Annotated in this window: 19 protein-coding genes; 15 read left to right on the top strand and 4 right to left on the bottom strand. The window is 62.9% G+C overall.

The annotated features are described in order from the left end of the window. Positions 1-8 precede the first annotated feature (8 nt). Entirely contained in the window at positions 9-299 is a 291-nt protein-coding gene (locus BTO02_RS27190; protein WP_075160218.1) for a PAAR domain-containing protein, read from the top strand. A 75-nt stretch (positions 300-374) separates the two neighbouring features. Here BTO02_RS27190 and BTO02_RS27195 read toward each other — a convergent pair whose 3' ends face one another. The 3 genes from BTO02_RS27195 to BTO02_RS27205 form a co-directional block, all read right to left on the bottom strand. After that, a complete protein-coding gene (locus BTO02_RS27195) occupies positions 375-890 on the bottom strand; it encodes a metal-dependent hydrolase (protein WP_075160219.1) in 516 nt (171 codons plus the stop codon). 10 nt (positions 891-900) lie between these two features. Continuing rightward, a complete protein-coding gene (locus tag BTO02_RS27200) occupies positions 901-1,236 on the bottom strand; it encodes a sugar ABC transporter ATPase (RefSeq protein WP_075160220.1) in 336 nt (111 codons plus the stop codon). A 211-nt stretch (positions 1,237-1,447) separates the two neighbouring features. Continuing rightward, positions 1,448-2,599: a porin gene (locus BTO02_RS27205; protein ID WP_075160221.1), complete on the bottom strand. Its 1,152-nt coding sequence runs from the start codon at positions 2,597-2,599 to the stop codon at positions 1,448-1,450. Positions 2,600-2,823: 224 nt separating this feature from the next. Between BTO02_RS27205 and BTO02_RS34490 the strand changes: the two genes are divergently transcribed. Then, the gene (locus BTO02_RS34490; RefSeq protein ID WP_156883998.1) at positions 2,824-3,225 is read left to right on the top strand and encodes a hypothetical protein; all 402 of its coding nucleotides are present in this window, start codon (positions 2,824-2,826) and stop codon (positions 3,223-3,225) included. A gap of 159 nt (positions 3,226-3,384) precedes the next feature. Here the strand turns inward: BTO02_RS34490 and BTO02_RS27210 are convergent, their stop codons facing one another. Continuing rightward, complete coding sequence (locus BTO02_RS27210) at positions 3,385-3,828, bottom strand: hypothetical protein (protein ID WP_075161431.1); 444 nt, start codon at positions 3,826-3,828, stop codon at positions 3,385-3,387. Between the two features lie 348 nt (positions 3,829-4,176). Here BTO02_RS27210 and BTO02_RS27215 point away from each other — a divergent pair, with 348 nt between their 5' ends. The 13 genes from BTO02_RS27215 to BTO02_RS27275 all read left to right on the top strand — a co-directional run bounded on the left by BTO02_RS27215 (position 4,177) and on the right by BTO02_RS27275 (position 18,795). Then, positions 4,177-4,800: a CDP-alcohol phosphatidyltransferase family protein gene (locus BTO02_RS27215; RefSeq protein ID WP_083615529.1), complete on the top strand. Its 624-nt coding sequence runs from the start codon at positions 4,177-4,179 to the stop codon at positions 4,798-4,800. Beyond that, the gene (locus tag BTO02_RS27220) at positions 4,797-5,645 is read left to right on the top strand and encodes a HalD/BesD family halogenase (protein WP_374992361.1); all 849 of its coding nucleotides are present in this window, start codon (positions 4,797-4,799) and stop codon (positions 5,643-5,645) included. The genes BTO02_RS27215 and BTO02_RS27220 overlap by 4 nt, the downstream gene beginning before the upstream one ends. Next, entirely contained in the window at positions 5,642-6,646 is a 1,005-nt protein-coding gene (locus BTO02_RS27225) for a flippase-like domain-containing protein (RefSeq protein WP_075160223.1), read from the top strand. The genes BTO02_RS27220 and BTO02_RS27225 overlap by 4 nt, the downstream gene beginning before the upstream one ends. 32 nt (positions 6,647-6,678) lie before the next feature. Continuing rightward, positions 6,679-7,443, top strand: coding sequence for a phosphocholine cytidylyltransferase family protein (locus tag BTO02_RS27230; protein WP_075160224.1), 765 nt, complete (start codon positions 6,679-6,681; stop codon positions 7,441-7,443). Between the two features lie 132 nt (positions 7,444-7,575). Further along, positions 7,576-8,979, top strand: coding sequence for an MFS transporter (locus BTO02_RS27235; RefSeq protein WP_075160225.1), 1,404 nt, complete (start codon positions 7,576-7,578; stop codon positions 8,977-8,979). A gap of 202 nt (positions 8,980-9,181) precedes the next feature. Beyond that, a complete protein-coding gene (ehuR, locus tag BTO02_RS27240; protein ID WP_075160226.1) occupies positions 9,182-10,579 on the top strand; it encodes a MocR-like ectoine utilization transcription factor EhuR in 1,398 nt (465 codons plus the stop codon). A 116-nt stretch (positions 10,580-10,695) separates the two neighbouring features. Next, the gene (eutB, locus tag BTO02_RS27245) at positions 10,696-11,667 is read left to right on the top strand and encodes a hydroxyectoine utilization dehydratase EutB (protein ID WP_075160227.1); all 972 of its coding nucleotides are present in this window, start codon (positions 10,696-10,698) and stop codon (positions 11,665-11,667) included. A 103-nt stretch (positions 11,668-11,770) separates the two neighbouring features. Then, on the top strand, positions 11,771-12,775 hold the full coding sequence (locus tag BTO02_RS27250; protein WP_075160228.1) for a cyclodeaminase: 1,005 nt from the start codon (positions 11,771-11,773) through the stop codon (positions 12,773-12,775). Between the two features lie 17 nt (positions 12,776-12,792). Continuing rightward, positions 12,793-14,013, top strand: coding sequence for an ectoine hydrolase DoeA (gene doeA, locus BTO02_RS27255; RefSeq protein ID WP_075161433.1), 1,221 nt, complete (start codon positions 12,793-12,795; stop codon positions 14,011-14,013). A gap of 3 nt (positions 14,014-14,016) precedes the next feature. After that, complete coding sequence (gene doeB, locus BTO02_RS27260) at positions 14,017-15,117, top strand: N(2)-acetyl-L-2,4-diaminobutanoate deacetylase DoeB (RefSeq protein WP_075160229.1); 1,101 nt, start codon at positions 14,017-14,019, stop codon at positions 15,115-15,117. 42 nt (positions 15,118-15,159) lie between these two features. After that, the gene (locus BTO02_RS27265) at positions 15,160-15,651 is read left to right on the top strand and encodes an Lrp/AsnC family transcriptional regulator (protein ID WP_075161434.1); all 492 of its coding nucleotides are present in this window, start codon (positions 15,160-15,162) and stop codon (positions 15,649-15,651) included. 164 nt (positions 15,652-15,815) lie between these two features. Further along, positions 15,816-17,321 carry an NAD-dependent succinate-semialdehyde dehydrogenase gene (locus tag BTO02_RS27270; protein ID WP_075160230.1) on the top strand — a complete coding sequence of 502 codons (1,506 nt, stop codon included), beginning with the start codon at positions 15,816-15,818 and terminating at the stop codon, positions 17,319-17,321. 73 nt (positions 17,322-17,394) lie between these two features. Beyond that, entirely contained in the window at positions 17,395-18,795 is a 1,401-nt protein-coding gene (locus BTO02_RS27275; RefSeq protein WP_075161435.1) for an aspartate aminotransferase family protein, read from the top strand. Positions 18,796-18,940: the final 145 nt, after the last annotated feature.

The raw sequence follows: 18,940 nt of genomic DNA on the forward strand, positions 1-18,940 counted from the left end.
AGAACAACATGACCCTGCGCCACGACATCTGCGACGGCGACACCACCACAGCCGGCGGCCGCGTATCGGCCACTTCTGAACGCGACATGCTGCAGAACCGCGCCGTCGCTTACGAAGGCGACCCGGTCCACTGCCCGGCATGCAATAGCACAGGTCGCATCGTGTGCGCCGGAGATGGCGCGCGAGATCAAGGTCCGGACGGCCGGAAGTCCGCGCTTAGCGGCGACTGGTGCGTATGCAATTGCGCCGGGCATCCGCGTTTGATCGCCTCGCAAGATCGCTCCGGGCCTCGCGCATAAGGGACGTAAAAAGCGCACACGCGAGGCGCAGCGCTAAAGCGTTGGCACAGCGAATTGCGGCTCAGGGGGAACACGTCAACCTGTTCCCATCGCCTTCAGCCAATGCAGGTTATGCCACCGATGCGCCGACAAACGCGTCACGACAAACCACGCGCCCGCCCAAGCGGCCGCCACCACCAGCGCATCACATCGTCCGCTATTCCACCAGTTCAGCGAATGACGCGCAGCGATCCACGGCACGCCGAGCGGGTTCGGCCAATCGGCGAGCAGATGCATGATGCCGCCGCACGCAAACCCGAACAGCGCCGCCGCGGCCGGATAATGTCCAAGCCAATGATAAGCAGCGGCGAGCAGCGCGATCCACGCGACACCCCAATGCGTCGCCGTACGATGCGTGATCCACAGTCTGCGCGTGCGCGACCACCACGCCACTTCGAGCCAATCGGGCGCAGTGCCGCCGGTTACGCCTGCGCCAAACGCAATCGCGATCCACACGTGATACGGGCCGCCGGCACCCGAATGAGCGACGATTGCCGCAGCAATCGCGCCAGCGGCCCATCCGGTCGCATGATGCGCAGCATTCGAAGCCATCCCGCTGCGGCTACGTCGTGCACCGCGCGATCGCGAAGCGCAGTTCCTCTTCAGGCGGATCGTCCGACGTGCCCCGTACGACCTTCACCACCGAGCCGCCGCGCGACGGCGTCAGCGTAATGAAGTAGGACCCGTGCGACGATGACCCCACCGTGAGTTCGGTCGAACCGTTGTTGTTCGACGTATGCACGCGCGACAGACGCCTGTCGAGGCAACGCGCAATATCCGATGTCTGGCGAGCGGACGATACATAGACCATCGTGCCGGATGCCGCGCTCTCGGGCCCGCGCGACGAACCGCAGGCCGCCACGAACACGAGCGGCGCGAGGAGAAGGAGTTTTTTCATCGTTGGGTCGTTTGAATGTCTGTGCCGATGCGATTGTCACACGCGTCAAAGCGCGACGAAAAGACGGTTTACATTCAGTAACCGGTCTGAGGCATTCACAAAAAAACGCGCGCGTCGTGAAGACGCGCGCGTTCATCGATGCAGGGCAGGGTATCGCTGCCTTATTTCAAACAGCCTTCAGGCCGCCATCGCACGGCCCGGCATCAACTGCTTAGAAGCGGTGACGCAGACCCACGGCAGCCGCGACCTGGTTGCCCGTCGACGACGGCTCGAGCGTGTTGATCGTCGCAACGTTAGCACCGAAATTGCCGAGCTCGCCCGATGCGTGCGAGTACACGCCTTCGAGATACACGTCCGTGCGCTTGCTCAGCGAGTAGTCGGTCGTCAGCGACACCGTGTGCCACTTCGGATCGCCGTTGTTCGCCGTGCCCGTCACCTTGCCGTCCGTGAACGTGTACGCGGCCGCGAGGCTCAACGCCGGCGTCAGTGCATAACGGCCGTTGACTTCGTAGTTGTCGAGGTGCAGGTTCATGCCTGCCACGCCCGGCAGCACGAAGCCGCCCGACGAGAGGCCTTGCACGCCGTCGAGTTGCGTATGCGTGTAGACGAAGTTCGCGGTGGCCGGGCCGTACGTATAGCCGATACCTGCGCCATACGTGCGCTGCTGGTTCGATGCGATGTTCGCGTTGCCGTTCTGCACCGAAACCGCACCACTCACGTTCGAGCCTGCGTTGTTCAGTTGCAGGTACGACGCAGCGATGTTCAACGGACCGTTGTTATACGATGCGCCCGCACTCCATGCGCGGTTCTGCGAGAACTGGCCCGCCTGGTTCGAGAAGCCATACAGGCCGCCGAACGTCAGACCGGAGTAGTTCGCGCTCGTGTACTTCACCGAGTTCTGAACCGAGAACGAGTTGTCGAGGTTGTCGTTATCGAACGGGTGCGCCGCGAGGTTGTTGCCGTAGCCGCCGCCCGCTGCCGACAGCGGTGCGAGGAAGTCGACCATCGAGTCATACTGGCGACCGAGCGTAACCGTACCGTACTGGTTGCTCTGCAAACCGACGAACGCCTGACGGTTGAACAGGTTGTTGCTCTGCGAGAACTGGCCGTTGTTCAGGTTGAAGCCGCTTTCCAACGTGAAGATCGCATGCAGACCGCCGCCGAGATCTTCGTTGCCCTTCAGGCCAAAGTACGTGTTCGACACGCTGCCGCTGGATTGCTGCCAGTTGCTATGGCCACCCTGGTTGTTCGAGTAGACGAGACCAGCATCCAGCGTACCGTACAGCGTCACGCTACTTTGCGCATATACAGCCGGCGCGACGAATGCGCCGATGATGCTCGCAACGAAAAGGCTTTTTTTCATGGTTTGTAAACTCCGAGACAGTGCGTAGAGAATCGCGTTGATACTGTGCATACCGCCGATCGCGCGGCCGCCAGACGATCCGAAGCGAAGTTTATTCTGATTATTCCAGGCCCTAACTGCGTATCGCGCAACAATCAGTTCCGAAAATCGGAATAGCGCGATTAATCGTCGTAAGTGCGTTTAGATAAAGGGAAAATCGGGTGCGGCACCGACGATTGACATGCGTGTCAATCCCAAGGCTGTTGTTCGGGCGCGACGTGTCGTGCTTTCGCGAAAGAGAAGGAAAAGTTCGAAAATCGGAAAGCGGGCAATTTATTCGTGTGGTTTTTGGCAAAGAACTTTTCCACGATATGCAGTCGCCGCTGCAGCTGCATGCGCATACAATTGAGTTGCCCCTTGACCAAGGGTGGTCTTTTTTATCTGTACTTTCTTTCGCGGCCTTCGGGCCGCGTTTTTTTACCGATTTATTTCGATTATTGCGCTATTCGAATTTATTCAGCTTTCGAACGATTGTAGGCGAAATAAACGATCGGTATTTGAAAAGTGCAATAACAGTCAATCGACAGCATCGTTGCTCGTCTTCAGGCATCGCAGCCTTGAGCGGATCGGCGGAATTGCGCAGTTGAGCCATATCGGCTGACGCAGCCGCTATACGCGCAGGGACGGCACTCACCACGCAGGATGCGGGCGAAAGGGTTCTGCGAAGTTGTGGACAACCTGCACGGCACATGCATGCAGTGCCGTGCTGCGCGAAGCAAAGCGTCTCTTACCGTTTGCGAAGAGCCTTATTTGCGTTTGCAGAAGATCGCCGTGATGTGCGGTCCGACATGATGCACGATCGCGTTGCTGCCCGCCTCGGTAACCGCCGCCTGCACCTTCTCGGTGTTGCCGAACACCACCGCGCCGTAAGCGGACTTCGCAAGTGGTTCGCCCTTGCCGCGCTTGAAAAGCGGGTCGTCGTGTTCGTAACCGACCACCGCGAACACAGTGAATCCGAATGCCGTGAGCCGCTCGCCGCGCACCGGCTGGAACGCATTGATCGAATTGCTTTCGACGCGCATCGGCTTCGGGTCGATCAGTTGCTGATCTGCAAGACTACCGATGAACTCGTGCGCCGATTCGCCGCAAGCGAGCGCTGCATCGAGTTCGGCCGCGCGTGAAACGAGCGGTGTCGTGACGACAACGACGGCAATGAGCGCCGCGAAAAAGACAATGAAGGTGCGTTTCATATTCTTGGTCGAATGCACGCCGTGCTCGTCGGTCCTCAGGTCCAGTCGCGCTGCGCGACCGCGGCGCAATACCCAACGCCATTCGAGGCACCCGACAATTTCACAACAACCCGGCAACAAAGGCGGCACTTTAGCCGGCTTTGTCAATTCCTGCTTGCGACGCTGGGCAAGCGATCCAGCCAAACCAACAGTTTCACGACAAATGCGGGCATGAAAGTTCATTCCCGTATATATTGCCGGGTTATGACATCGAAAGAACCCCTATCAGCGGCGCCTGAGGTCACTAAAGGCACTAAAAGCGCTCCGCCGCCCAGAATGTGGGACGCCAAATTGGCGCGGCGGCTGATCATGCCGCTCGTCGATACCCGTGTCACACCGAATCACCTCACCACCGTCCGGCTGCTGATCGGCCTTGCGGGCGCGCTTTGCCTCGCGCGTGGCGGGTACGGTTGGACCAACCTCGGTGCGTTCTTCATCATCCTGTCCAATTTCGTCGATCACACCGACGGCGAACTGGCGCGCGTGAGCGGCAAATCGAGCCGCATCGGTCATTTTTACGATCTCGCTTCGGATGCACTTGTCACCGTGCTGCTGTTCGGCGGCATCGGCTATGGCGTGCAGGCGGCGAACGTGCAGAGCTGGATCGGCATCTCCGTGCCGCCGTTCCTGCTTGGCTGCGTTGCAGGCGTGGCGGTCGCGCTGATCTTTTTCCTGCGCATGCGCATCGAGGAAATGGAAGGCAAGGCCGGCACGAAGCAGGCATCGGTCGGCGGCTTCGAAACCGAAGACGTGCTGTACCTGTTGCCGCTCGTGACGCTGTTTGGCGGTGTCACGCCGTTTCTGATCGCCGCTTCGATTGGCGCACCGCTCTTTGCCGCGTGGGTCGTGATCGACCACCGGCGCGTCATGCGTCGCAGTCGTCCGTTGATGGAAGCCAAGCAGGAAGCCAGTCAGATGTGGGTTAGCCGATGAGCACGTCAGCCGAACGACCGTACGTCGTTATGCAAGCTTCTTCTCTCGCTGCCGGCTCGCCGCCGGCAGCGGCCGTTCCGGACCCTGACCGATCGGTCGCGGGTCGCGTGCGCGCGTTCGACAATCCACAGTTGCGCAAGCAGTTCGCCGACCAGGGCTCGTTCCTGTATCTCGACGAGTTCCTCGCGCCCGAAGTGACCGCGCAACTCATTGCGAGCGCGCGCGAGCTGCTTGGCGAAGTCAACCGCAATTATCTGCCTGGCCACAAGCAGGGTGGCAGCGTCAGCCGTCATACGATCGACCGGCTTGCGCCGTTCATCGCCGAGTTGTATCGCTCGAAGGAGCTGATCGGCTGGCTCGAGCAGCTGACCGGCGACAAACTGCTCGTCTCGCCCGACGACGATCCGCATGCCTACGCGCTGTATTACTACACGCGTGCCGGCGACCATATCGGCTGGCATTACGACACGTCCTACTACGACGGCCGCCGCTATACGCTGCTGCTCGGCGTCATCGACGAATCGTCGTGCCGGCTCGACTACGAACTGCACACGAAAAATCCCGACGTGGCGGACGTGCCAGGTTCGGTGAAGATTCCGCCTGGCGGCCTCGTGTTCTTCGATGGCGACACGCTGCGCCATCGCATTACGGCGGCCAAAGACAACGAAATGCGCGTCTCGCTGACCTTCGAATACGTGACCGATCCGAACATGCGCCCGTGGCGCCGCGTGATTTCGAACTTCAAGGACGCGATTGCGTATTTCGGTTTCCGCCAGGTATTCCGCCAGCTTGCCGGTGTTGGCAATAAGGGCGGCAATAAGGGCAATAACGGAGGGCGCGCGTGAGTCGGGCCGCCCTTATCCTGCTGACGATCGGCGGCGCGTTGTTCGTCGCGCTGCTCGCGTGGCAGGGCTTCGGCTCCGTCGCATCGACGCTGCTCACGGCAGGCTGGGGTCTCGCGCTCGTCGCGGCGCTGCATCTGCTGCCGCTCGTGCTCGATGCAGGTGCGATTTCCGTGCTGTTCGACAAGCGCCGCGACCGGGTAACCGGGCGCGATGCGGTGTTCGCGCGCTGGATCGGCGAATCGGTGAACAGCCTGTTGCCGGCCGGCCAGATCGGCGGCCCCGTGATGATGGTCCGCCAGCTCGCGCAGCGCGGCATGCCGATGCGCGATGCCGCCGCCGCGATCACCGTCAGCACGACCTTGCAGGCCATCGGCCAACTTGTTTTCGCGATGCTCGGCCTGTTGCTGTTCGGCGCATTTGCGTCGCATGGCGCATTCCATAACCTCGAGACGGCCGCGACGATCGCGACTGCGGTGCTCGGCGCGATGGTGGTCGGCTTCTATCTGGCGCAGCGGCGCGGTCTGTTCGGGCGGGCGCTGCGCGCGATGTCGAAGGTTTTCGGCAAGCGCGACTGGTCGTCGCTGACGATGCGCGCCGACGCCGTCGATGCGGCGGTGCAGGCCTTGTACAGCGAGCGCCGCCGTGTCGTCGCGAGCTTCGTGCTGAGCCTTGCCGGCTGGGTGATCGGCACGGCGGAAGTGTGGCTCGCGCTGCGCTTTCTCGGCCACCCCGTCGATTGGGTCGACGCGCTGCTGCTCGAAAGCATCGGTCAGGCGATTCGCGGCGCCGCTTTTGCCATTCCGGGCTCGCTCGGCGTGCAGGAAGGCGGCTATCTGCTGCTCGCACCGCTCGTCGGCTTGCCGCCCGAGGCGGCACTCGCGTTGTCGCTGTCCAAGCGCGCACGCGAGTTGCTGCTCGGTCTGCCGGGACTGCTCTATCTGCATTTCAGCGAAAGAAGCTGGCAACGGCGGCGTACCACGCGCATGCCGGCCACCGATTGATTCACCCGAAACCGAAAACAGAAGGACCGCGAATGCGCGCCATCATTCTTGCCGCGGGCCTCGGCCTGCGTCTTCAGCAACAGCCCGGCGAACAATATCCGAAATGCCTGCTGCACTTTGACGGCATGACGTTGCTCGAGCGTCATCTGCAAATGCTCGACGCGGCAGGCGTGCATGACGTCGTGCTCGCGCTCGGCTTTCAGCCCGAATCGGTGGAAGCGGAACTGAAGCGGATCGGCTGGCATCGGCCCATCGAAATCATGCTGAATCCGCGCTACGACCTCGGCAGCGTGCTGACCGTGCATACGGTCGCCGATGCGTTGACGCGCGGCGGCGACGTGCTGCTGATGGATGCGGACGTGCTGTACGACGAGCGCATTCTGGCGCCGCTCGTGGCGGGGCAACAGGCGAACCGTCTGCTGATCGACCGCGACTTCGAAACCGGCGACGAGCCGGTTAAGCTGTGTCTGAAAGACGGCGTGCCGGTCGAGTTGCGCAAGCAGGTCGCGGCAAACCTCGCGTACGACACGATTGGCGAATCGATCGGTTTTTTCCGTCTGCGCGAAGAGGCGGCGAAGCGTTTTGCGCAGATCGTCGCGGGCTATATCGATAGCGGCCGCGCAAATCTGCCGCACGAAGAAGCGGTGCGCGACCTGATGCTCGAACGCAGCCATGTATTCGAAACGGCCGACGTGACCGGTGCGCCGTGGATCGAAATCGACTTCCCGAACGACGTCGAGCGTGCGGCCGCCGAGATCCTGCCGTTGCTTCAGCCGTTGGTCGGCGCGTCGCGCTAACCCGCCTGTGCGGAGTTCGCTTCACGTCAAGTCGCGCCGCCATCCCGACATCGTTTCCGCGCGGTATCGTAACCGTTAAATGGTGGCGATACCGCGGTTGCAATATCGCGGCTTCCTTTTCCAAGCCCTTGCATGCCTCTTGCATTAGGCGCCTTTATCGTTCCTTTGATCGTCGCCTGCGCGATGTTCATGGAGAACGTGGACTCGACAGTCATCGTCACGTCGCTGCCGGTGATTGCGCGCGACTTCGGCAGTAACCCGATCACGCTGAAACTGGCGGTCACGAGCTACGTGATCGGGCTTGGCGTCTTCATCCCGATCTGCGGCTGGGTGGCCGACCGTTTCGGCTCGCGCACGGTGTTTCGTACGGCGATCGGCATCTTTGTCGCCGGTTCGCTGATGTGCGCGGCTTCGACGTCGCTCGCCACACTGGTTGCCGCGCGTTTCGTGCAAGGTGTAGGCGGCGCGCTGATGGTGCCGGTGGGGCGCATCATCATCTTCCGCTCGATGCCGAAGTCGGAGTTCATCCGCGCGGTCAACTATCTGACGGTGCCCGCACTGCTCGGACCGGTCGTCGGGCCGCCGATCGGCGGCTTCATTACGACGTATTTGCACTGGCGGCTTATTTTCTTCGTCAACGTGCCGATCGGTATTCTGGGCATCTGGCTCACGAACCGGCATATCCAGAACCTGCGCGAAGCGCATCCCGGGCGGCTCGACTGGTTCGGCTTCCTGCTCTCGGCGAGCGGCGCGGCGTTGCTGATGCTCGGGCTCTCGCTGATCGGCACCGCGCTTGTGTCGGACATGGCAACGTTCGCGATGTGCGCGCTCGGCGCCGCGCTGCTGTTCGTCTACTGGTTCTACGCGAGCCGCGTCGAATCGCCGGTGCTCGATCTGAAGCTGCTGCGCATTCCGTCTTTTCATGCGAGCGTGGTGGGCGGTTCGCTATTTCGCATCGGCCTCGGCGCGGTGCCGTTCCTGTTGCCGCTCGCGCTGCAGGAAGGGCTCGGCATGACCGCATTCAAGTCCGGCTCGATTACCTGCGCGTCGGCGTTCGGCGCCATCTTCATGAAGACGATCGCGTTACGCGTGCTTGCACGCTTCGGCTTTCGAACCGTGCTGATCTATAACGCGGCATTCGCGGGCTGCGCGATCGCCGTCTATGGTCTGTTCTTTCCGGGCACGCCGCATTGGCTGATCTGGTGCGTCGTGCTCGTCGGCGGCATCTTTCCGTCGCTGCAGTTTACCTCGCTGAACTCGCTTGCGTATGCGGATATTCCGAGCCGAGACGTCGGCCGCGCAACCGGTGTGTCGAGCGTGATCCAGCAACTGTCGCTCGGTCTCGGCGTAACGATCGCCGGCATCGTGCTGCAGATTTCGCATGTGCTGCAGGGGCACAAAACAATCGTGTGGTCCGACTTCTGGCCGGCCTTCCTCGTGGTCGGTCTCTTCTCGTGCGCGTCGATTCCCGTGACCGCGCGTCTTCCTCAGGGCAGCGGCGACGAACTCGCGCGCGGCAAACGCGGCAGCGTCTAACGTCGCCTGGTTGTGCTCGCGCCGCCCCTCTATTGACGTGATGTTGCCGACGCGCGCGACCGTACCATGGCACGCCGTATGCGCGCGATCGGCACCAAACACAGCTTATGAAGCCAAATTTTTCGCCTGAATTGCTCTAGGACAATTATTTCCCGGCGCTATTTCGTCGCACTATGCATAGGGGAAGAGCGAGGAGAACGAGTTGATCGAGCAATGGCGGGAGGCCGTGCTGGCTGTGCACGGCGTTGAATCGAAGTACAAGCGGCTGGTGAAGGCGATTGCCGGCGACATCGAAAGCGAGGAGTTGTCGGCGGGGACGCGCCTGCCGCCGCAGCGCGACGTTGCGTCGGAGCTGTCGATCAGCGTGCAAACGGTCACCAATGCGTACAAGGAACTCGAACGGCAAGGGCTGATTCGCTGCGAAGTCGGGCGCGGCAGTTTCGTCGCCGAGCGTGTCACCGAAGCGATGTCGACGTATATGCTCGACACGGCGGAACGTTCGGTGGTCGATTTTTCGATTGCGCGGATCATTCACACGCCCGAACACGATGCGATGTGGCGCAAGGTCTGCGCCGCGCTGGCCGCCACCGAAGACCAGCCGTGGATTCGCGCGTTCCGGCCGATCGCGGGCTTCGAACGGCACCGTCAGGCGGGCATCGACTGGCTCGCGACGCTCGGTATGCCCGCATCGATCGATACGTTGCTCGTCACAAACGGTGCGGCGCATGGCATCTTTCTCGCGCTTGCATCGCTCGTGGGCCCCGGCGATACCGTGCTGGCCGAAAGCCTCACCGATCATGGCGTGATCGGTTCGGCCAACGTGCTCGGCTTTACGCTCAAAGGGCTCGAAATCGACGAGTACGGCATTCATCCCGAGCACTTCGAAGAGATGTGCGACAGCGAGCGCATTACCGCGCTCGTCTGCACGCCGACGCTGAACAATCCAACCGTCGCGATGATGCCCGAATCGCGGCGCCGCGCGATTGCGCGTATCGCCGAGCGCTACGGTGTCTATGTGATCGAGGACGGCGTCTACGGTCCGTTGCCCGCGAAGCCGATTCCGCCGATTTCGAGCCTGATTCCCGATCTGTCGTTCTACTGCACGAGCGTGACGAAATCGGTGCTCGCGGGTCTGCGCGTCGGCTATATGACGACGCCGCGCCGCCTTGCGTTGCGCGTCGAAAGCGTGTTGCGCGTGAGCAGCTGGATGGCGACGTCGCCGATGGCCGAAGTCGCGACGCGCTGGATCAACGACGGTACCGCCGCGCGTCTCGTGCAGATCCAGCGCGAGCGGCTCGAAGCGCGTCAGGCCGCACTGCAGCAGGTGCTCGGCGAATACGTGCTTGGTGCGCATCCGCATGCGCTATCCGCGTGGTTGCGTGTGCCGGACCACTGGCAGGCCGACCGCCTCGTGCGCGAATTGCGCAATCGCGAGATTGCCGTGACGTCGCCGGATCCGTTCCTCGTACGCGGCGCGGACCGGCCGAACGCGGTGCGTTTGTGCGTGGGTGCGGAGGTTGGGGAAGACACCTATCGCGATGCATTGCAAACCATGCGCGACGTGTTCGAGCAATATCCGCAAGTGCACGATTTCGGCTGATCAAGGCACGGTGTCCGGTGCCGTACCGCGGCATGCACAGCCGAAATGTACCAGGACAATGGAAATCATTTTGTGCAACATTAGACTGGGCCTCATTCAATGAAGTATCGAAGCCCATGTCTGTTCTCACGCTTGCCGATGTCTACCGCGCGCGCCGTCGTATCGAAGGGCGCGTTTGCCGTACGCCGCTGATCGAATCGGCGTCGCTGTCGGCGCTTGCGCGCACACCGGTTTATCTGAAACTCGAAACCGTTCAACCGACCGGCAGCTTCAAGCTGCGCGGCGCGACGAATGCACTTGCGCGTCTTGCGGAGCAGGGTTGCAAGCGTGTCGTGACCGCATCGACCGGCAACCATGGTCGCGCAGTCGCATATGCGGCCCGGTCGCTTGGCATCGAGACGACCGTGTGCATGTCGTCGCTCGTGCCGGACAACAAGGTCGAAGCGGTGCGCGCGCTCGGCGCTCGCGCACATATCGTCGGCAGGAGTCAGGACGATGCGCAAGCGGAAGCATTGCGCATGACGCGCGAAGAAGGCTTTGCGTATGTGCCGCCGTTCGATCACCTCGACGTGATCGCCGGCCAGGCCACGCTTGGCCTCGAGATTGTCGAAGCGCTGCCCGATGTCGCGAATATCGTCGTGCCGTTGTCGGGCGGCGGCCTGTTCGCGGGTGTTGCGTTTGCCGCGAAGCAGATCAGTCCGGCTGTGCGCCTCACGGGCGTGTCGATGGCGCGCGGCGCCGCGATGCATGCGAGCCTCGCAGCAGGCGAGCCCGTACAGGTCGAAGAACTCGAAACGCTTGCCGATTCGCTCGGCGGCGGTATCGGTCTCGAGAATCGCTATACGTTTTCGCTGACGCGCGATCTGATCGACGACCTGCTGTTGCTTGACGAAGCATCGATTGCGCGCGGCGTGGTGCATGCGTACCGCCAGGAGCGGCTCGTTGTCGAAGGTGCGGCGGCGGTCGGCATGGCCGCTTTGCTCGACGGTGCGTTGCGCGGCGATTCGCTGCAGAGCGGTCCGCTCGTGCTGATCGTGACCGGCGCGAATATCGATATCGAGCAGCACCGCCGGGTGGTTGCAGGGTAATCGCCGGTAAGCGCCCGAGGTAATCGCCGAAGTTATCGCCGAAGTAATCGACAACGCACTGGGCAATGACGCCTGCCCGCCGCGACCCGAAACGGACCATCACATGACAGCCATCACTCTGCTAAGCGAAGCCCGGCTTCGCGAACTCGTGCCGCTCGATCTGGCCGCGATCGACCAAGTGGAAGCCGCGTTCGCTTCGCTTGCGACCGAAGCGGTCGCCATGCCGCCGATCCTGCGGCTCGATCTGCCCGAACACAACGGCGAAGTCGACGTAAAGACCGCGTATCTGCCGCGCTTCGACAGCTTCGCGATCAAGGTGAGCCCAGGCTTTTTCGACAACCCGAAACTCGGCTTGCCGAGTCTCAATGGCCTGATGCTCGTCCTGTCGGCGAAAACCGGTTTGACCGAAGCGGTGCTGCTCGACAACGGCTATCTGACTGCGGTGCGCACCGCGGCGGCGGGCGCGGTTGCCGCACGCTGGCTCGCGAAGCGCGCCACGCCGCACGTCGCGGTGCTTGGCGCGGGCGAGCAGGCACGCCTGCAGTTGCAGGCGTTATCGCTCGTGCGGCCGTTCGAGCGGGTAAGCGTTTGGGCGCGTCGGCGCGACAGCGCCGAGCGCTTCGCAAGCGACATCGCGGCGCGGTTGAACGTCGCATGCGAAGTCGCGCGCGACCCGCATCATGCGGTGGCCGAAGCGGACATCGCCATCACGACGACGCCGAGTACCGAGCCGCTGATTCAGGCAGCCGACCTGCATGCCGGATTGCATATCACCGCGATGGGCTCCGACGCCGAGCACAAGAACGAGATCGCGCCCGCGGCACTCGCAGCGGTGCGCTATATCTGCGACCGCGCGTCGCAAACACGCGTGCTCGGCGAATTGCATCACGCGCTCGAGGCGGGTGCGGTCGATGCGCGCGCAACGTTCGCCGAGCTGGGACAGGTCATTGCGGGCACGGCGCGAGGCCGCACGAGCGACGACGAAATCACGCTGTGCGATCTGACCGGAACGGGCGCGCAGGACACCGCGATTGCGGCGCTCGCGCTCGCGCGTGCACGCGAAGCCGGCGCGGGAACCCTTTTTCGCAACGAAACAACGCGCGCATGACGCGCCGGGAGGAGACGATGTCGGAATCGATGCAACAGAAACGGCAGGCCGCGGAGCCTGTCGTACGGCTATCGTTCGAACGGGCCGAATACGACGTGCGAATCGCGAAGACGCGCCGCGCGATGCAGATGGCGGGCATCGAGCTGCTAATCGTCAGCGACCCGACCAACATGGCGTGGCTTACCGGCTACGACGGCTGGTCGTTCTACGTGCATCAGTGCGTGCTGCTCGCGCTCGAAGGCGAGCCCGTCTGGTTCGGCCGCGGTCAGGACGCAAACGGCGCGTTGCGCACGGTCTTCATGCGGCGCGAGAATATCGTCGGTTATCCCGATCATTATGTGCAGTCGACCGAGCGCCATCCGATGGACTACCTCGCGCGCGAAGTCATCGGCGCGCGTGGCTGGCAGGCAAAGCGTATCGGCGTCGAAATGGATAACTACTATTTCAGCGCCGCCGCGTACGGTTCGCTCGTGCAGAACCTGCCGAACGCGAAATGGCACGACGCAACAGGGCTCGTGAACTGGCAGCGCGCCGTGAAGTCGCCGCGTGAGATCGAATACATGCGTGTGGCTGCACGCATCGTCGAGAAGATGCATGCGCATATCGTCGAGAAGATCGAGCCGGGCATGCGCAAGAGCGATCTCGTCGCGGAGATCTATTCGACCGGCATCCGCGGCGTGGCAGGCCACGGCGGCGACTATCCGGCCATCGTGCCGCTGCTGCCGACGGGCGCCGACGCGGCCGCGCCGCATCTGACGTGGGACGACACGCCGTTTGCGAAAGACGCCGGCACGTTCTTCGAAATCGCAGGCTGCTTCAGGCGCTATCACTGCCCGCAGTCGCGCACCGTGTATCTGGGCAAGCCGCCGCGGCATTTCATCGAAGGCGAGCGTGCGGTCGTCGAAGGCATCGAGGCCGGGCTCGCCGTGGCGAAGCCGGGCAATACGTGCGAAGACATCGCCCACGCGTTCTTCGCGGTGCTGCGCAAGGCCGGCATCGAAAAGAACAGCCGCTGCGGCTACCCGATCGGCGCGAGCTATCCGCCGGACTGGGGCGAGCGCACGATGAGCCTGCGTCCCGGGGACAAGACGGTCCTCGAACCGGGCATGACGTTCCACTTCATGCCGGGGCTGTGGCTCGACGACTGGGGGCTCGAAATCACGGAAAGCATCCTGATTACCGATAGCGGCGTCGAGACGTTCTGCAATACGCCGCGCAAGCTGTTCGTGAAGGAGTAGCAGATGAGGGCATCGCCGATTCAGGCCACGATCGATTTCAATGCCGAGGGCGAACAGCACGGCTTCCTGAAGCTGCCGTATTCGCACGATGCGTCCGCATGGGGCGCGGTGATGATTCCGATCACGGTGATCCGCCGCGGCGAAGGGCCGACCGTGCTGCTGACGGGCGGCAATCACGGCGACGAATACGAAGGTCCGATCGCGCTTGCGAAACTCGCATCGACGCTCAAGGCGAGCGACGTAGCCGGCCGCGTGATCATCGTGCCGTACATGAACTACCCGGCGTTTCGCGCGGGTACGCGCACGTCGCCCATCGACCGCGGCAATCTGAACCGCAGTTTTCCGGGCAAGCCCGACGGTACGGTTACCGAGAAGATCGCCGATTATTTCCAGCGCTATCTTCTGCCGCTTGCCGACTATGTGCTCGACATACACGCGGGCGGCCGCACGCTCGATTTCGTACCGTTCGCCGCGATCCATGTGCTCGAAGATGCGGCGCAGCAGGCACGCTGCGAAGCGGCCATGAACGCGTTCGGCGCGCCTTATTCGATGCGGATGCTCGAACTCGACAGCATCGGTTTGTTCGACAGCGCTGTCGAAGAAGCCGGCAAGGTGTTCGTGTCGACCGAACTGGGCGGCGGCGGCACGGCCACGGTGGAAAGCGTCGCGGTTGCGGTGCGCGGCGTGTATGGGTTTCTCGCGCATGCGGGCGTGCTCGCGTGGAACGCGCAGTACGCGCAGAAGTACGTTCCGCAAGCAACCGGTGCGGGTAACGCGGCCGCGCGCACGACGACGCTGCTCGATATGCCCGACGGCACCTGTTACACGACGAGCGAGCACGACGGCTTGCTCGAACTGTGCAAGGACCTTGGCGAGATGGTGGAAGCGGGCGAAGTCGTCGCGCGTATTTACGATGCAACGCGCACCGGCGTGCCGCCTGTCGAATACCGCGCGCGCCGCGGCGGATTGCTGGCCGCCCGGCATTTTCCGGGGCTCGTGCATATCGGCGACACGGTGGCGGTGGTTGCCGACGTGGTCGAACGCGGCATTCCGGTTGCTCAAGAAGCAGGGCGGGCGGCCGCAACGGCATCGAGGCCGCGTTGAGCGGCTGCAATGCACGCAACCGCCATGCCGCACGCGTACAACATGAAACTCGACCGCTACGATCTCGCCATTTTGCGCATCCTCGCGCGCGACGGACGCATCACGAAGTCCCGTCTCGCCGAAGAGGTGAATCTGTCGATTTCGCCGGCGTGGGAGCGCGTGCGCCGGCTCGAAGAAGGCGGCCTGATACGTGGCTATCGGGCCGACGTCGACTGGGCGCGTGCGTTCAAGGGCAGCCGCATCATTGTCGAAGTCACGCTGGCGCGGCATACGGCGCAGGATATGCGCCGTTTCGAAGAGCGCATTGCTGCAGCGTCCGAAGTGGTGCAATGCCATGCGACGGGCGGTGGCGTCGACTATGTGCTGCATGTGATGTCGCGCGACATCGACCACTATCAGCGCTTTATCGATTCGCTGCTGACGGACGAACTCGGCATCGAGCGTTATTTCACCTATATCGTGACGAAGGTAGTGAAGAACACGCCGGGGAATTTGCCCGATTGGGCCGATCATGTCGCGTCGGACGACACATAGCGACGCACTGCGCAAAACGTGCCGCGCAAAAAGCGCACCCGAAAAAACCGCAATTCGGACGCGCAATACAGAAAAAGCAGCAACGCACAGGCGCCCGAACCGAAAAAATCGTGCCCCCACCGCACCTAAAGTAATGGGAGACATCGAACACGGAGGAGGTCGTCATGCTGCTGGGTCATCCCGTTCTATTCAAATCGCTGTGCTACGTCGATGGACGCTGGGTACATAGCGACAGCGCGTCCACCGTGGCGGTGCAAAACCCCGCGGACCAGGAAGTCATCGGCCATGTGCCGATGCTCGAAGCGCCGCAGATCACGCAAGCCGTCGACGCCGCGCAGCGCGCATTCGAAAGCTGGCGTTACGTGCCGGTTGCGAAGCGCGTGGCGCTGCTGCTGCGCTGGCATGAACTCGTGATGCGTCATCAGACCGATCTCGCCGGTATTCTCTCGATCGAGCAGGGCAAGCCGCTTGCCGAATCGCGCGGCGAAATCGCTTATGGCGCGAGCTTTATCGAGTGGTTCGCGCACGAAGGCAAGCGCCTGAACGGCCGGACGATTCCGACGCATATCGATGGCGCGCATCTGGGCACGATGCTCGAGCCGGTCGGCGTCGCCGCACTGATTACGCCGTGGAATTTCCCGCATGCGATGATCACGCGCAAGGCCGCTGCGGCGCTCGCGGCGGGCTGTACGGTCGTCGTCAAGCCCGCGCACGAGACGCCGTTCTCGGCGCTTGCGCTGGCGCAACTCGCCGAGGAAGCGGGATTTCCACCCGGCGTCTTCAACGTCGTGCTCGGCGAGCCGCAAATGGCGATGGAAACGCTCGTGCGCGATCCGCGCGTGCGCACGGTCAGCTTCACGGGTTCGACGCGCGTCGGCGGCCTTGTCATGCAGGCGGCCGCGCAATCGGGCATCAAGAAGACGTCGCTCGAGCTCGGCGGCAACGCACCGTTTATCGTCACCGAAGACGCGAATCTCGAGCAGGCGGTGCGCGTCGCCGTTGCGGCGAAGTTTCAGACGTCGGGCCAGGATTGCTGCGCGGCCAATCGCATTCTCGTCGCCCGGCCGCTGTATGAAACATTCGTCGAGCAATACAGCGAAGCCGTGCGTGCGCTGCGCGTGGGTGCCGCATTCGATGCGGACGTCGACGTCGGCCCGCTCATGCATCAGGCCGCATTCGACGCGACGGTATCCCGCGTCGACGACGCGCGCGCGAAGGGCGCACGCATCACGGCAGGCGGCACGCCGCATGCGCGCGGTGGTTGGTTCTTCGAACCGACCGTGATCGCGGATGCGACGCCTGGCATGCGCGCTTACGACGAAGAAAACTTCGCGCCGATCTCGGCCGTATCGGCGTTCGATACGCTTAACGAAGCGATCGAACGCGCGAACGATACGGAATACGGGCTCGCCGCGTATCTGTGTGCGACCGATCTGAATACGGTATTCCAGGTGATTCGCCGCCTCGACTTCGCGATGGTGTCGGTCAACGGTGCGAAATTCACCGGCGCACCGATTCCGTTCGGCGGCATGAAGGCATCGGGGCTCGGTCGCGAAGGCGGACTCGAAGGCTTCGAGCCGTTCGTCGAGACGCGCTACTTCTGTCTGGGGCAACTGGGCCTGCCCGTCGCTCAGGCGCCGCGCGGCGCACAGCATGCCTTCGCCGGCTGACACACGCGTCGAACCGCATTCGCAAACAACGTCGCTATATCAAACGCAACTGCACATTCAGGAAGGAGCACCCATGAATCAATCACTCGACCATCTGTTCGCCGCGGACCGCGCGCACTTCATGCACCCGTCGACCCATGCGCACGATCACGCGAGCGGCGCGCTGCCGGGCCGCATCGTGACCGGCGCGAAGGGCGTTCGCATCGAAGACCACCAGGGCAAGTCGTATATCGACGCATTCGCCGGCCTTTACTGCGTGAATATCGGTTACGGCCGCACCGAAGTCGCCGACGCGATCTATGAACAGGCGAAGAAGCTCGCGTATTACCACACGTATGTCGGACACTCGACCGATACGATCATCGAGCTGTCGTCGCGCATCATCGACTGGTCCCCTGCGGGCATGAAGAAGGTTTACTACGGCATGTCGGGTTCCGACGCCAACGAAACGCAGATCAAGATTGTCTGGTACTACAACAACGTCAAGGGGCGGCCGAACAAGAAGAAGATTATTTCGCGCCAGCGCGGCTATCACGGCTCGGGCATCGTCACGGGCTCGCTGACCGGACTGCCGAGCTTCCACCAGTTCTTCGACCTGCCGCTCGAGCGCGTGAAGCACACCGTTTGTCCGCACTGGTACCGTCAGGCACCGGCCGGCATGGACGAAGCGCAGTTCGTCAACTATTGCGTCGACGAGCTCGAAAAGCTGATTGCGAAAGAAGGCGCCGATACGATCGCCGCCTTCATCGGCGAGCCCGTGATGGGCACGGGCGGCATCCTGCCGCCGCCGGCCGGTTATTGGCCCGCTATCCAGAAGGTGTTGAAGAAGCACGACATCCTGCTGATCTCCGACGAAGTGGTGTGCGGCTTCGGCCGGCTCGGCTCGAAGATGGGTGCGCAGCACTACGGCATCGAGCCGGACCTGATCACGGTCGCCAAGGGCCTGACGAGCGCCTATGCGCCGCTCTCCGGTGTGATCGTCAGCGAGCGCGTATGGGACGTGATCGACGGCGCGTCACAGGAGAACGGACCGATGGGACACGGCTGGACGTATTCGGGGCACCCGGTCTGCGCGGCCGCGGCACTTGCGAACCTCGATATTCTCGAACGCGAAAACATCACGGAACAGGCAGCGCAAACAGGCGCCTATCTGCTCGAACAGATGCATGCGGCATTCGATTCGCATCCGCTGGTCGGCGAAGTGCGCGGCGCAGGCATGCTTGCCGCACTCGAATTCATGGCCGACAGGGAGGGACGCCGGCCATTCGATCCCGCGTTGAAGGTCGGTCCGCGCGTGTCGGCCGCCGCGTTCCAGCGCGGTCTGATTGCGCGTGCCATGCCGCATGGCGACATTCTCGGCTTTGCGCCGCCGCTCGTCGCGACGCGTGCGGACGTCGATGAGATCGTGCGTCTCACGAAGGCAGCGGTCGATGAAGTGGCGGAACAGGTGCTCGATTCGAAGGCCGCTGCTTAGGGTCATTGCTTAGGGTTGTTGCCTCAGACTAGCGCTTCAGGTTGCCGCTCGGGCCGCTATGCACGCGGTTGCCGATGGTCAAACCGCACCGCCGCATGCGCGATAAACGCATGCGGTGGGGTTCGCAGCGGCGCGTTGGCATGTT

The organism is Paraburkholderia sp. SOS3 (assembly GCF_001922345.1).
GTDB lineage: Bacteria > Pseudomonadota > Gammaproteobacteria > Burkholderiales > Burkholderiaceae > Paraburkholderia.

Coding starts and splice junctions, on each gene's coding strand:
- BTO02_RS27265 (WP_075161434.1), top strand. CDS start 15,160: ATGAAACTCGACCGCTACGATCTCGCCATTTTGCGCATCCTCGCGCGC.
- BTO02_RS27275 (WP_075161435.1), top strand. CDS start 17,395: ATGAATCAATCACTCGACCATCTGTTCGCCGCGGACCGCGCGCACTTC.
- BTO02_RS27215 (WP_083615529.1), top strand. CDS start 4,177: ATGCCGCTCGTCGATACCCGTGTCACACCGAATCACCTCACCACCGTC.
- BTO02_RS27195 (WP_075160219.1), bottom strand. CDS start 890: ATGGCTTCGAATGCTGCGCATCATGCGACCGGATGGGCCGCTGGCGCG.
- BTO02_RS27235 (WP_075160225.1), top strand. CDS start 7,576: ATGCCTCTTGCATTAGGCGCCTTTATCGTTCCTTTGATCGTCGCCTGC.
- BTO02_RS27250 (WP_075160228.1), top strand. CDS start 11,771: ATGACAGCCATCACTCTGCTAAGCGAAGCCCGGCTTCGCGAACTCGTG.
- eutB (WP_075160227.1), top strand. CDS start 10,696: ATGTCTGTTCTCACGCTTGCCGATGTCTACCGCGCGCGCCGTCGTATC.
- BTO02_RS27220 (WP_374992361.1), top strand. CDS start 4,797: ATGAGCACGTCAGCCGAACGACCGTACGTCGTTATGCAAGCTTCTTCT.
- BTO02_RS27205 (WP_075160221.1), bottom strand. CDS start 2,599: ATGAAAAAAAGCCTTTTCGTTGCGAGCATCATCGGCGCATTCGTCGCG.
- doeB (WP_075160229.1), top strand. CDS start 14,017: ATGAGGGCATCGCCGATTCAGGCCACGATCGATTTCAATGCCGAGGGC.
- BTO02_RS27210 (WP_075161431.1), bottom strand. CDS start 3,828: ATGAAACGCACCTTCATTGTCTTTTTCGCGGCGCTCATTGCCGTCGTT.
- doeA (WP_075161433.1), top strand. CDS start 12,793: ATGTCGGAATCGATGCAACAGAAACGGCAGGCCGCGGAGCCTGTCGTA.
- BTO02_RS27270 (WP_075160230.1), top strand. CDS start 15,816: ATGCTGCTGGGTCATCCCGTTCTATTCAAATCGCTGTGCTACGTCGAT.
- BTO02_RS27230 (WP_075160224.1), top strand. CDS start 6,679: ATGCGCGCCATCATTCTTGCCGCGGGCCTCGGCCTGCGTCTTCAGCAA.
- BTO02_RS27200 (WP_075160220.1), bottom strand. CDS start 1,236: ATGAAAAAACTCCTTCTCCTCGCGCCGCTCGTGTTCGTGGCGGCCTGC.
- BTO02_RS27190 (WP_075160218.1), top strand. CDS start 9: ATGACCCTGCGCCACGACATCTGCGACGGCGACACCACCACAGCCGGC.